Genomic DNA, 13,708 nt, shown 5'->3' with positions numbered 1-13,708 from the left:
CTCTTGCCAAGTTGGCGAGCATTGTTCCGACTCCTATGGGGCTAAATGATTCCCCAACAGGCCCAGGACAAGTCTCTACCTAAGTCAAAACGGACCAACGAACGCTGATCCCCGTAGCGCGCGATTATCTAGCAGGCCGCGTTACAACGCATCAGGCGCAACAAAGTATTTCTCGCGAAAAACCCCTGTTTTCAGTGAAAAAGCGCTTAAAAACTTGTTTCAAGCGCTTTCAGGTCTGTAACAGGAAGGTTACCGGGCCATCATTGACCAGGTGCACCTGCATATCCGCGCCGAATCTACCTGATGCCACTGTGCCATGCACCTGTTTCGCTTTCTCTAATAGATAGTCGAAAAGCTCCTCGCCCAGCGCCGGAGGGGCAGCGGTTGAAAAACTCGGGCGCAACCCGTTTTTGGTGTCGGCGGCCAGGGTGAACTGAGAGACCAGCAGCAACCCGCCCCCGACATCCGCCAGGGACAGATTCATCTTGCCCTCGGCGTCACTGAACACACGATAGTTAAGCAGCTTATGCAGAAGTTTGTCGGCACTGGCCCGAGTGTCCTCGGGCTCGACCGCCACCAGTACCAGCAAACCCTGATCGACGGCACCGACCACCTCCCCCGCTACCTCGACGCGCGCGCCACGCACGCGCTGCAACAGGCCCTTCATGCTTCTGCTGGGGACAGGTCGAGCAGGCGCCGGGCCATCTGATCGGCGGCGCGTACCAAGGCATCGGTAATGCCGGGTTCGGAGGCGGCATGCCCGGCATCACGGATGACCTGCAGTTCACTGTTCGGCCAGTTCTGATGCAGTTCCCAGGCGTTATCCAGCGGGCAAATCACGTCGTAGCGACCGTGAACGATCACGCCCGGCAGATGGGCGATCTTGCCCATGTCGCGGATCAACTGATTCGGCTCAAGGAACGCATTGTTGGTGAAGTAGTGACATTCGATGCGCGCGATGGACAACGCCCGTTGCGGTTCAGAGAAACGATCAACCACCAACGGGTTCGGACGCAAGGTCGCGGTCCGCCCTTCCCAGGTAGACCAGGCTTTGGCCGCGTGCATCTGGGCGATCTGATCGTTGCCGGTCAGGCGCTTGTGGAAAGCGCCGAGCAAGTCTTCGCGCTCATCCAGCGGGATCGGCGCAATGTAGTCTTGCCAGTAATCAGGGAACAGACGACTGGCGCCCGCCTGATAGAACCACTCGATTTCCTGCGGACGGCAGAGAAAAATCCCGCGCAGGATCAGGCCGTGCACACGCTCCGGATGGGTTTGCGCGTAGGCCAGCGCCAGGGTCGAGCCCCACGAGCCGCCGAACAGCACCCATTTATCGATGCCCAGATGCTGGCGAATCCGCTCAAGGTCGGCGACCAGATCCCAGGTGGTGTTGTTTTCCAGGCTGGCGTGGGGCGTGGATCGACCACAACCGCGCTGGTCGAAGGTGACAATGCGATACAGGTTCGGATCAAAAAAGCAGCGACTCTGTGCATCACACCCGGCACCGGGGCCGCCGTGGATGAACACCACCGGCAAACCTTCCGGTGAACCGCTTTCGTCTACATACAGGGTGTGGGTTTCATCGACAGCCAGATCGTGCCGGGCGTGGGGTTTGATCTGCGGGTACAAAGTCTGCATTGCGCGCTCCGTAAGGGGTCGAGGTCATCCCTGGGGGGACTTCTATTATTCTGCCGTTGGGCATCATAAACCCGATTTACGTCAATGAGCATGTCCATGCAGAGTCAGAGTTTTGCCACCCGTTTTTTTGCCAAATAGCCGAGCAGCGTTTCGTAGAGCGCATCGACCTCCGCGACCTGACCCCGCGCCCGCAGACAGCCATGAACCAGCCCTTCCCCGTAATAAAGCGTCGCGGCCACGCCTGCAGCGTTCAGGCGCTCGGCGTACAGCACGCCGTCATCGCGTAGCGGGTCGAACTGCGCCACCGCGATCAATGCCGGCGGCAATCCGCGCAAATCCCCGGCGAGCAACGGCATGGCATAGGTGCCAGGCGTTTGAGTGCCGCGCAAATACAAGGCGTGATAACAATCCACGTCACTGCTGCTGAGCAGAGGCGCGTCACTGCATTCACTGCGTGAAGGCAAACGGTGATCGCCACCGAGGCCGGGATAGATCAGCACTTGCGCCGCCGGCAGTGGTTCGCCCGCATCGCGCAGTGCCAGGCACAGCGCGGCGGCGAGATTGCCACCGGCGCTGTCGCCGGCCACCAGCGTACGTGCGGGGTCCAGTTGAAACGGCCCGGAGCGCAGCGCTCGCCAGACCTTCAGGCAGTCATCGAACGCCGCTGGAAACGGATGCTCCGGCGCCAGACGATAATCGACCGCGATCACCAACACGCCGAGCGTCGACGCCAGCTCGGCGCAGATGAAGTCGTGGGAATCCAGATCCCCCACCACCCAACCGCCACCGTGCAGATACACAATGCACGGGCTACCGTCGGTCGATGGCAAAGCTGCGGGCTGATAGGACCGAATCGGTACACCGGCCAATACAAAGTCCACTACGTATAGCCCGGCGGGACGCGGCGGGGTGAACGCCCGGCACATCTCGCTGTAGGCCTGGCGCAGTCCGGCGAGGCTGGTGTCGGTGGCGTTGAAGCTGACGGTTTTCTCGACGAATGCCGTCATTTCGTTGGAAAGAAGGTAAGGAGCCATGGGCCTGCTGCCGAGGATTTGTGGACAGTGGGATAACCCCTGTAGGAGCGAGACCGGCTTGCCGGCGATGGAGTGTCAGGCGACATCAATGTAGCTGACAGACCATCGCGAGCAGGCTCGCTCCCACAGGGGTTTTGCGTTACGGTCAGTTTTTCAGGCTGGCCTGGACGGTTGCAACGCCATCCTTGCCATCAAAACTGCTAACACCGGCCAACCAGCGCTGCAGGTCTTGCGGATGATCACGCAGCCACTGCTTGGCCACGTCCTGCGGCGTCTTGCGCTCCATGATCGGCACCATCAGCTGGCTTTCCTGGGCGGCGGTGAACGTCAGGTTCTCCAGCAAGCGGTTCACGTTCGGGCAACGCTCGGCGTAGTCCGGAGACGTCACGGTGGAGACCGTCGCCGCGCCTTCGTTCGGCCCGTAAACATCTTCGCTGCCGGTCAGGTAAGCGATTTTCATGTTGATGTTCATCGGGTGCGGAGTCCAGCCGACGAACACCACGAACTCCTTGCGATTCACCGCCCGTTGCACAGCGGCAAGCATGCCGGCCTCACCGGACTCGATCAGTTTGAAATCCTTCAAGCCGAACTGATTGGACTCGATCATGGTTTTGATCGTGGTATTGGCGCCACTGCCCGGCTCGATGCCGTAGATTTTGCCACCGAGCTTGTCTTTGAATTTGGCGATATCGGAAAAGGTTTTCAGCCCCGCCTCGGCCACGTATTCCGGCACGGCGAGAGTTGCCTGGGCGTCGGCCAGGCTCGGTTTTTCCAGGACCTTCACTTGATTGGCGGCCAGGAACGGCGCGATGTTCTTGTCCATCGCCGGTTTCCAGTAACCGAGGAAGATGTCCAGGCGCTTGTCGCGGATGCCGGCGAAGATGATTTGCTGCACGGCACTGGTTTGCTTGCTTTCGTAGCCAAGGCCGTTGAGCAACACGTCGGCCATGCCGCTGGTGGCGATGACGTCGGTCCAGTTGACCACGCCCATGCGCACGGCTTTGCAGGAAGCATCGTCACTGGCCAGAACAGGGGTGCTCAGAAGAGCGGTACCGCAGAGGATTGAGAGACAGCAGGTCAACAGTCTTTTCATTGGGAATGATCTCGTGCGGCAGAATTATTATGGGTCCGGTGTCTTGATGCACCGTGTCCAGAACATTACGCAGCGTCGAGAGGGTAAAAGCGAACTGTGGCGACCGAGATTTGCACGGTGGCGACTAAAGTGAACGCGTTACCTGTGGGAGCGGCGGTGCGACGATTCGACTTGCTCGCGAAAGCGGTGTGTCAGTCGACATCAATGGTGTCTGACACACCGCCTTCGCGAGCAAGTCGAATCGTCGCACCGCCGCTCCCACCAGGGTCAGGCGTTGTAGTGTTTTTGGCCCCAGGACAGCAGCCCTTGCAGCAGCTCCTTGAGCACCACTTGCGTCGGCTCTGCCAGGTCCGGGCGATAACGGAACGGCTCGAACTCTTCCATGTACGTGCACTGGCCCAACTCCAGTTGCACGGCGTGGATGTTTTGCGCCGGATTGCCATAGTGCCGGGTGATGTGGCCGCCCTTGAAGCGCCCGTTCAGCACATGGCTGTAATCGGTGTGCCTGGCGCAGATCGCTTCCAGTTGAGTCGCCAACTGTGGATCGCAACTGGCGCCGTTGAACGTGCCGAGGTTGAAGTCCGGCAGCTTGCCGTCGAACAGGTGCGGGATGATCGAGCGGATCGAGTGCGCATCAAACAGCAATGCATAGCCGAATTCGGCTTTCATACGCGCCAGCTCGTTCTGCAAGGTGCTGTGATACGGCGTCCAGACCTGCTCCAGATACGTGGCGCGCTCAGCCGCCGACGGCTCCATGCCTTCACGGAACAACGGAATGCCGTCGAACAGCGTCGCCGGGTACAAACCGGTGGTGGCGCCGACATACAAAGGTTTGTCGTCGGACGGGCGGTTCAGGTCGATGACGAAGCGCGAGTACTCGGCAGCCAGGGTGCTGGCGCCCAGTTCGGCAGCGAATTCGTAGAGTTTCGGGATGTGCCAGTCGGTGTCCGGCAAGCTTTTCGCGTCGGGGATCAACCCGGCTTCAACCGCCGGGGTCAGGCGCACGCCGGCGTGGGGCATGCTGATCAGCAGCGGCACGCGGCCTTGTTTGAAGTTCAGAACCTTATCCACAACTGCTCTCCTAAACGCTTGTTTCGACGCCGTGACGCACGACGCGTTTTTCCAGGTCACCGCCCAGCCAGTACGACAGGTCGGCGGGACGATCGATTTGCCAGGCGACGAAGTCCGCGACCTTGCCGGCTTCCAGCGAACCATGGGTGTCGGCCATGCCCAGCGCGGTGGCGGCATGGATCGTCGCACCGGCCAGGGCTTCTTCCGGGGTCATGCGGAAACAGGTGCAAGCCATGTTCAGCATCAGGCGCAGCGACAGCGCCGGTGACGTGCCGGGATTGAGGTCGCTGGCGATGGCGATTTTCACCCCGTGTTTGCGCAACGCATCCATCGGCGGTAATTGGGTTTCGCGCAGGAAGTAGAACGCGCCGGGCAACAACACGGCGACCGTGCCGGACGCGGCCATGGCGATGGCGTCTTCTTCGGTCATGAATTCCAGGTGATCGGCGGACAGAGCGTGATAACGCGCCGCCAGGCTCGAACCGTGCAATGACGACAGTTGCTCGGCATGCAGCTTCACCGGCAAGCCCAGTTTTTGCGCAGTGACGAACACGCGCTCGACCTGTGCCGGCGAGAACGCCAGGTATTCGCAAAACGCGTCCACCGCATCCACCAGCCCTTCGGCGGCCAGGGCCGGGAGCATCTCGGCGCAGATGTGATCGATGTAGTCGTCGGCGCGATCCTTGTATTCCGGCGGCAAGGCGTGGGCCGCCAGGCAGGTGCTGCGCACACTGATCGGCAGTTCGGCCCCGAGACGGCGGGCCACGCGCAGCATCTTGCGTTCGTTGGCCAGGTCGAGACCGTAGCCGGATTTGATTTCGATGCTGGTCACGCCATCGCGCATCAAACTCTTCAACCGCTTGGCGGCGCTGGCGAACAACTCGTCTTCACTGGCCGCGCGCGTGGCGCGCACGGTGCTGGCGATGCCGCCACCAGCTGCGGCGATTTCCGCATAGCTGACGCCTTGCAGACGCTGTTCGAATTCACCGCTGCGGTTACCGCCAAACACCGTGTGGGTGTGGCAGTCGATCAGGCCCGGCGTAACCCAGGCCCCGTTCAAATCGTTGACGGCCGGATATTCACCCGCCGGCAGTTCAGCACGTGGGCCGATCCACTCAATGTGCGCACCGGACGTCACGATGGCCGCGTCCTCGATGATCGAGTAGACGCCTTGCGCCATGGTTGCGACGTGGCAGTGTTGCCAGAGAGTTTTCATCCCGTAATCTCCACAATGTTCAAAATCGGTTCGCGGGCAAGCCTCGCTCCTACAATGTAGGAGCGAGGCTTGCCCGCGAAGAGGCCATCACAGACTAGGCAGCAACTTCGCCGTCACCAGTTCATTCAGGCAACGCGTCGCCAACAACTCGCTAGCCGCATTGATGTCCGGCGCAAAGAAACGGTCCTTCTCATAGAACGGCACTTCTTTACGCAGAATCGCCCGAACCTTTTCCAGTTTTGGCGAGGTCTTCAGACCTTCACGCAGGTCAAGGCCTTGAGCCGCGGCCAACCATTCCACCGCCAGAACGCCGCGGGTGTTTTCCGCCATTTCCCACAGACGCTTGCCGGCAGCCGGAGCCATCGACACGTGGTCTTCCTGGTTGGCGGAGGTCGGCAGGCTGTCCACCGAATGCGGATGGGACAACGCCTTGTTCTCGCTGGCGAGTGCCGCAGCGGTCACCTGGGCGATCATGAAACCGGAGTTCACGCCGCCATTGGCCACCAGGAACGGCGGCAGTTGCGACATGTGCTTGTCCATCATCAGCGAGATGCGGCGTTCGCTCAACGAGCCGATTTCAGCGATGGCCAGGGCCATGTTGTCGGCGGCCATCGCGACAGGTTCGGCGTGGAAGTTACCGCCAGAGATCACGTCACCTTCAGCAGCGAACACCAGCGGGTTATCCGAAACGGCGTTGGCTTCGACGGCCAAGACTTCGGCAGCCTGACGGAACTGGGTCAGGCAGGCGCCCATGACTTGCGGCTGGCAGCGCAGGGAGTACGGGTCCTGGACCTTTTCGCAGTTCTCGTGCGAATCGGACACTTCACTGCGCTCGCCCAGCAAGTCGCGGTAAGCGGCAGCGGCGTCGATCTGGCCTTTCTGGCCACGGGCGGCGTGGATGCGGGCGTCGAACGGCGAGCGCGAACCCAGCACCGCTTCGACGGTCAGGCCGCCCAGGGCCAGGGCGCCCGCGAACAGATCTTCACCTTCGAACAGGCCGCGCAATGCGTAAGCGGTGGACACCTGAGTACCGTTGAGCAGCGCCAGGCCTTCTTTCGCGGCCAGGGTCAGCGGGGTCAGACCGGCGACTTTCAGCGCTTCGGTCGCTTCCATCCACTCGCCTTTGTAACGAGCCTTGCCTTCACCCAGCAGCACCAGCGACATGTGGGCCAATGGCGCCAGGTCGCCGGAAGCACCGACCGAACCTTTCAATGGAATGTGCGGGTAAACCTCGGCGTTGATCAGGGCGATCAGCGCGTCGATGACCACGCGACGAATACCGGAGAAACCACGGCTCAGGCTGTTGACCTTGAGCACCATGACCAGACGCACCAACGCGTCGCTGATCGGCTCGCCGACGCCGGCAGCGTGGGACAGCACCAGCGAGCGCTGCAGGTTTTCCAGGTCTTCGCTGGCGATGCGGGTCGAGGCCAGCAGGCCGAAACCGGTGTTGATGCCGTAAGCGGTGCGGTTCTCGGCGAGGATCTGTTCCACGCAGGCAACGCTGGCTTCGATCTGGGCAGCAGCGCTGTTATCGAGGGTGATTTTGACCGGTTGCTGATAGACATCACGCAGTTGGGCAAGGCTCAGTTGGCCGGGGATCAGGTTTAGTGCAGTCATTTTGTGCTCCTTTTGAGAGTTTTTATTCTTCATAAACGAAGAAGACTCACCAGACGCTCCGGAGATATCCGTTGTCCGTCGCGACTCGCTTTTTGGGAGTCGCGCCTTGGCACGTTGGTGTTGTGTGGAAATCAGTTCAGATTCGGTAAAGCCTTGTGCAGCAAATTCGAGTCTTTCAATACGCCGGCAGCGGCGGCGATGTCCGGCGCCAGCCAGCGATCCTGGTCGTAGGCCGGAACACGCTCACGCAGCAGACGCCACGCCGCATCGGTGCCGGCGCCGAAGCGTTGCTCTTTGAGGAATTCAAAAGCCTGGGCCGCCAGCAGGTACTCGATGGCGAGGATCTGCGTGCAGTTTTCCAGCGCGCGATGCAGCTTCAGCGCGGCGTTGGTGCCCATGCTCAGGTGGTCTTCCTGCAAGCCGGAAGTGACGTAGTTGTCGAGCACCGCCGGTTGCGCCAACTGGCGGTTTTCCGCACACAGCGAAGCGGCGACGTATTGCACGATCATCATCCCGGAGTTCACCCCCGGATTGGCCACCAGGAACGCCGGCAAACCGCTGACGTGCGGGTTGATCAAACGGTCCAGACGTCGTTCTGCGATGGAGCCGATTTCGGCCATGGCGATGGCCAGCAAATCAGCTGCCAGGGCCACGGACTGACCGTGCGGGTTGGCTTGGGACATGACGCGGAAGTTGTCCGGTGTGCCCAGCAGCAACGGGTTGTCGGTGCAGCCGTTAAGCTCGGTTTCGATCTGTTGAATCGCGTGGGTCAGTTGATCCCGTGCGGCGCCGTGGACTTGCGGGATCGACCGGATGCTCAGCGCATCCTGCGTACGAATGCCTTTGCTGCTGGCAATCACTTCGCTGCCATCGAGCAGCGCCCGCAGGTTGATCCCGACCTGTTGCATGCCCGGATGCGGTTTGAGCGCGATGATCTCGGCGTCGAACGCAGCGATCTGGCCACGCTGGGCTTCGAAGCTCATGGCACTGATCACGTCGGCCCACTGCAGCAGGCGCGTCGCATCGGCAATCGCCAGGCAGCTGAGGCCGCTCATGCACGGCGTACCGTTGACCAGGCACAAACCGTCCTTGGCGCCGAGTTGAACAGGTTGCAGGCCTTCTTCAGCCAGCGCCTGTTGAGCGGAAACAATCTGCCCGCGATAGCTGACATTGCCGACACCCAGCAGTGCGATGCCGATGTGTGCCATGTGGGTCAGGTAACCGACCGAGCCCTGGGACGGCACTTGCGGGGTGATGCCCCGATTGAGCAGCGCCAGCAAGGCTTCGACCACTTGCCGGTGAATGCCGGATTTGCCCTGGGAGTAGTTGCGGATCGCTGCGCACATGATCGCGCGGGTCTGCTCGTCGGCCAGTGGTGCGCCGACGCCACAGGCGTGGCTGAGCAAGGTGTTGCGTGACAGTTGGCTGAGCTGTTCGTCTTTGAGCGATACGTTGCAAAGCGCGCCCAGACCGGTGTTGACGCCATAGGCGCGTTCGCCGCTGGTGACGATGCGCTGGACGATCGCCTGGGCATTGTCGATGCGTGCCCAGGTCTGGGCCGACAGCTCGAGTTGTGCGCCGTGACGGGCTACCGCGACCACATCCTGCCAACGCAACGGGGCATCGGCGATAACGATTTTTTCAGCCTGGGACATCATTAACCTCAACCGTACAACCAGAATATTGATGCAGCTTCACCGGCGCCTTCGCGGGCAAGCCTCGCTCCTACAGGTGTGGGAGCGAGCCTGCTCGCGATGGGGCCGGCACAAACGCCGCAAACCTTTAAACCACCGCCGCCCGCCGCTGTACGAACCGGTCGACATACTCATCCGCCGGCGAATGCAGGATCTCTCGCGGGGTGCCGACCTGAATCAGGCGGCCATCCTTGAGGATCGCGATGCGGTTGCCGATGCGCACGGCCTCGTCGAGGTCGTGGGTAATGAAGACGATGGTCTTGTGCAGGGTCTTTTGCAGCTCCAGCAACTGGTCCTGCATCTCGGCGCGAATCAGCGGATCGAGCGCACTGAAGGCTTCGTCCATCAGGATGATGTCGGTGTCCGCCGCCAACGCACGCGCCAGGCCCACACGCTGACGCATGCCGCCCGAGAGCTGATGCGGGTATTTGTTTTCGTAGCCCTTGAGGCCCACGGTGTTGATCCAGTGCAGCGCGCGTTCGGTGCACATCTGCTTGCTCTCGCCACGCACTTTCAGGCCGTAGGCGACGTTGTCCACCACGGTCTTGTGCGGCAACAGGCCGAAGCTCTGGAACACCATGCTGATCTTGCGACGTCGAAATTCGCGCAGGGCTTCCATGTCGTACTGCAGGATGTCCACGCCATCCACCAGGATCGCACCGCTGGTCGGGTCGATCAGGCGGTTGAAGTGGCGCACCAGGGTCGATTTTCCGGAACCGGACAGGCCCATGATCACGAAGATCTCGCCGCTGCCGATGCTCAACGACAGGTCGTTCACACCGACTACGCAACCGGTTTCGGCCAGCACCTGATCCTTGGTCTTGCCCTGGCCGATCATGCCCAGCGCTTCCTTGGAACGGTTACCGAAAATCTTGAAGACGTTTTTGACTTCGATCTTGCTGATGGCTGCGTTGCTCATTTGCTCACCTCATGCCGTGCACGACCGTACGCCTGTGTAATGCGGTCGATCACCACTGCCAGAATCACGATCGCCAGACCGGCTTCAAGGCCGCGTCCGACGTTGAGGGTCTGAATCCCCACCAACACATCTTCACCCAGGCCACGAGCACCGATCATCGAGGCAATCACCACCATCGACAGGGCCATCATGGTGGTCTGGTTGATCCCGGCCATGATGCTCGGCAGGGCCAGCGGCAATTGCACGCCAAACAGTTGCTGCCAGCGGTTGGCACCGAAGGCGTTGATCGCTTCCATCACTTCACCGTCGACCTGGCGGATACCCAGATCAGTCAGGCGGATCAGCGGCGGCGCGGCGTAGATCACGGTAGCGAAAATCGCCGGGACCTTGCCCAGGCCGAACAGCATCAGCACCGGGATCAGGTACACGAAGCTCGGCATGGTCTGCATGATGTCCAGCAACGGCATCAGCACCGAACGCAGGCGATTGCTGCGTGCCGAGAGAATGCCCAGCGGAATGCCGATCAGCACCGAAATGACCGTCGCGACCATCATCAGCGCGAGGGTCTGCATCAGCTTGTCCCAGAGGCCGACCGCGCCCACCAGGAACAGCAAACCGACGATCACGGAGGTGGTCACGACCTTGCGGGTCGCGTGCCAGGCAACGCCCGCCACGATCGCCAGCATCAGCCACCAGGGCGCCGCACGCAGCAGCCCTTCAAGATTGACGATGGCCCACAACAGGGTGTCGGAGATGCTGCGGAACACATCGCCGTAGTTGGTAACCAGCGAATCGACCCAACCGTTGACCCAGTCGGCGATGGAAAAGGTAAAGCTTTCGGGAAACATAAGAGACTCTCAATCAAGGGGTTGCGATCAAGCATCCGACTGCCGCTGACGGCAGTCGGAGAAGCTCAACCTACAAGGCCGCGTCGATCTTTTTGGCTGCGTCTTCGCTCACCCATGCGTGCCAGACTTCAGGATGTTCCTTCAAGAAGATCTTGGCCAGTTTTGGCGACTCGATCCGCTCTTTGGCCATACGCCCGAGGTTCTGGTTCAGCAGGTCGATCGGCAGGTTGACCTTTTCCAGCACGGCCACCAGTTCCGGGGCTTGCTCGTGGAAGGTCTTGGACAGGCCGACCTTGATGGTCACGCGCTTGTCCACGCCCGGCTTCTCTTCGAGTTTCACCAGGTCAACCTGGCCCATCAGCGGCGTTGGCGACCAGTAGTAGAACAGGATCGGCTCGCCACGCTTGTAGCTCGACAGCACTGCGGCATCCAGTGCCGGGCCGGTGCCCGGACGGAAGTTGGTGTAGCTGCTTTCCAGGCCGTAGCTTTTCAGCATTTCGCTGTTGTCCAGCTCACAGGTCCAGCCCGCCGGGCAGTTGTAGAAGCGGCCCTTGGCTGGCTCTTCGGCGTCCTTGAACACGGCGGCATACTTGCCCAGGTCGGCAATGTTTTTCAGGTCCGGCGCCTTGGCTTCCAGTTTGCGCTTGGCGTCGCCTTCGATCACGTAGCGCGGCACGTACCAGCCTTCGACTGCGCCCACGACTGGCGCGCCGACACCGACAACTTTGCCGGCCTTCTCGGCCTTGTTCCAGACTTCACTGCGGCCGACCCACTCTTCGGCAAACACTTGAATGTCGTTGCTGCTCAGGGCGTTTTCCATGGTGATGGAGTTGCCCGGCAGGCTGTCGGTCTTGCAGTCGTAGCCTTTCTCCAGCACGACTTGCAGCACGTCGGTCAGGAGCATGGCGCTTTCCCAGTTCAGGCCGGCGAATTTCACCGGTTTGCCCGATTCGCACCAACCGGCTGCCTGAGTGGCGCCGGCGCTGGCCAGCAGGCCCATGGAAAGCAATGTGGTCAGCAGGGTCTTGTTCGATTTCATTGTTGTGACGCTCCTAATCATGAATTGGCTTACGGCAGTCAAGAGGCATCCAGCCCTGTCCACGTCCAATCAGGCCTGCGCCGCAGCGCGACCGACATTCAGCTTTTGTTCGGTAATAACGTCCCGCTCGACCGGCAGGATCAGTTGATCGGGCACTGTGCCGTGCCATTTTTTTGCACACACGTAATACAGGGCGGCGGGAATCACCAGGCCGATGATCCAGGAGATATCCACATCACCCAGAGCGGCCACCAGCGGACCTGTATAGAACTTGCTGGAGATGAACGGCAGCTGAACCAGCACACCGAAAACATAGACGCTGATACCCAGAACGTTCCAACGACCGTAACGACCGTTCGGATCGGACAGCGCCGGCACGTCATAGCGCTCGCGGGTGATGCAGTAGTAGTCCACTAGGTTGATCGCGCTCCATGGCGTGAAGAACGCCAGCAAGAACAGGATGAAGGACTTGAACGCACCGAGGAACGAGTGCTGGCCGAGCAACGCCATCAGGGTCGCCGTACCGACGATGACCAGTACAAACAACAGACGCTGCAAGCGCGTTACTTTCAGGTCACCACGGAAACCGCTGATGATGGTCGCGATGCACATGAAGCTGCCGTAGGAGTTCAGCGTGGAGATGGTGACCTTGCCGAACGCGATGCTGAAGTACAGCAGCGCAGCAGTGGCACCGGTACCACCCAGACCCACGATGTAGGCCACTTCGTGACCGGCGAATTGCCCATTGGCCGAGGCGGCGGCAAACACGCCGAGGATCATCGCCACCTGCGCGCCAATGACCGAACCTGCACCCGCGGCGAAAAAGGTTTTCACCGAGGAAGTCTTGCTCGGCAAGTAGCGTGAATAGTCAGCCACGTAAGGACCGAAGGCGATCTGCCAGGACGCCGCGAGCGACACCGCAAGCAGAAAGCTGCTCCAGCTGAAGTGGCGGATTTGCAGGAGTGCGCCAACGTCAGTCTGGCTCATCAAACGGCTGAACAGGTAAACGAAGGCAATCACACCAATGACGCTGGCAATACGGCCAATCCAATGGATCACCCGATAGCCCAGCACCGTGACCAGCACGATGACACTGGCGAAGATGAGGATACCGACGGTGTCACTGACGCCAAACAACTGGCCCAACGCCTGACCGGACAGCACGGTGCCCGTTGCGGTGAAACCCAGGTACATCAGGCATACCAGCACGATCGGGATCGCCGCGCCATAAACGCCGAACTGCACACGGCTGGAGATCATCTGCGGCAGGCCAAGCTTGGGCCCTTGCGCAGCATGCAGCGCCATCACCCCGCCGCCGAGCAGTTGACCGATCAACAGACCGATCAACGACCAGAACACGTCACCACCCAGCACCACGGCCAGGGCCCCGGTGACAATCGCGGTGATTTGCAGGTTGGCACCCATCCACAGCGTGAACTGGCTGAACAGACGACCGTGTCTTTCCGCTTCCGGGATGTAGTCGATCGAGCGTTTCTCGATCAACGGTTTGCTGCCTGCACGATCGTTGTTAACAGCCAT

The 13,708-nt window shown here is 60.8% G+C and carries 12 protein-coding genes; all 12 read right to left on the bottom strand.

All coding sequences use genetic code 11. The features are described from left to right. Nucleotides 1-229 precede the first annotated feature (229 nt). On the bottom strand, nucleotides 230-667 hold the full coding sequence (gene dtd, locus IB245_RS04800) for a D-aminoacyl-tRNA deacylase (protein WP_008025248.1): 438 nt from the start codon (nucleotides 665-667) through the stop codon (nucleotides 230-232). Continuing rightward, nucleotides 664-1,635: a prolyl aminopeptidase gene (pip, locus tag IB245_RS04795; RefSeq protein ID WP_008025251.1), complete on the bottom strand. Its 972-nt coding sequence runs from the start codon at nucleotides 1,633-1,635 to the stop codon at nucleotides 664-666. The genes dtd and pip overlap by 4 nt, the downstream gene beginning before the upstream one ends. Nucleotides 1,636-1,739: 104 nt before the next feature. Next, the gene (locus IB245_RS04790; protein WP_192226840.1) at nucleotides 1,740-2,669 is read right to left on the bottom strand and encodes an alpha/beta hydrolase; all 930 of its coding nucleotides are present in this window, start codon (nucleotides 2,667-2,669) and stop codon (nucleotides 1,740-1,742) included. 145 nt (nucleotides 2,670-2,814) lie between these two features. Further along, nucleotides 2,815-3,762: a choline ABC transporter substrate-binding protein gene (locus IB245_RS04785; RefSeq protein WP_008036596.1), complete on the bottom strand. Its 948-nt coding sequence runs from the start codon at nucleotides 3,760-3,762 to the stop codon at nucleotides 2,815-2,817. A gap of 267 nt (nucleotides 3,763-4,029) precedes the next feature. Beyond that, nucleotides 4,030-4,833: an N-formylglutamate deformylase gene (gene hutG, locus IB245_RS04780; protein WP_192226839.1), complete on the bottom strand. Its 804-nt coding sequence runs from the start codon at nucleotides 4,831-4,833 to the stop codon at nucleotides 4,030-4,032. A gap of 10 nt (nucleotides 4,834-4,843) precedes the next feature. Continuing rightward, on the bottom strand, nucleotides 4,844-6,049 hold the full coding sequence (gene hutI / locus IB245_RS04775; protein WP_192226838.1) for an imidazolonepropionase: 1,206 nt from the start codon (nucleotides 6,047-6,049) through the stop codon (nucleotides 4,844-4,846). Between the two features lie 87 nt (nucleotides 6,050-6,136). After that, nucleotides 6,137-7,669, bottom strand: a complete 1,533-nt coding sequence (gene hutH, locus IB245_RS04770; protein WP_008025261.1) for a histidine ammonia-lyase — start codon at nucleotides 7,667-7,669, stop codon at nucleotides 6,137-6,139. A 131-nt stretch (nucleotides 7,670-7,800) separates the two neighbouring features. Further along, a complete protein-coding gene (gene hutH, locus IB245_RS04765; RefSeq protein ID WP_192226837.1) occupies nucleotides 7,801-9,324 on the bottom strand; it encodes a histidine ammonia-lyase in 1,524 nt (507 codons plus the stop codon). Nucleotides 9,325-9,451: 127 nt separating this feature from the next. Then, a complete protein-coding gene (locus IB245_RS04760) occupies nucleotides 9,452-10,282 on the bottom strand; it encodes a quaternary amine ABC transporter ATP-binding protein (RefSeq protein WP_008036590.1) in 831 nt (276 codons plus the stop codon). Further along, the gene (locus tag IB245_RS04755; protein WP_008025264.1) at nucleotides 10,279-11,130 is read right to left on the bottom strand and encodes an ABC transporter permease; all 852 of its coding nucleotides are present in this window, start codon (nucleotides 11,128-11,130) and stop codon (nucleotides 10,279-10,281) included. Before IB245_RS04755 ends, IB245_RS04760 begins: the two co-directional genes overlap by 4 nt. Before the next feature lie 70 nt (nucleotides 11,131-11,200). Further along, nucleotides 11,201-12,169 (bottom strand): ABC transporter substrate-binding protein, encoded by a 969-nt coding sequence (locus tag IB245_RS04750; RefSeq protein ID WP_008025265.1) that lies wholly within the window; start codon nucleotides 12,167-12,169, stop codon nucleotides 11,201-11,203. Between the two features lie 69 nt (nucleotides 12,170-12,238). Further along, nucleotides 12,239-13,708, bottom strand: coding sequence for a purine-cytosine permease family protein (locus tag IB245_RS04745; RefSeq protein ID WP_192226836.1), 1,470 nt, complete (start codon nucleotides 13,706-13,708; stop codon nucleotides 12,239-12,241).

The sequence above is a fragment of the Pseudomonas sp. PDM02 genome (assembly GCF_014852285.1).
GTDB classification, from domain to species: Bacteria; Pseudomonadota; Gammaproteobacteria; order Pseudomonadales; family Pseudomonadaceae; genus Aquipseudomonas; species Aquipseudomonas migulae.
The sequence above is the reverse complement of the archived record's forward strand: the minus strand, read 5'-3'. Positions and strand labels throughout refer to the sequence as shown.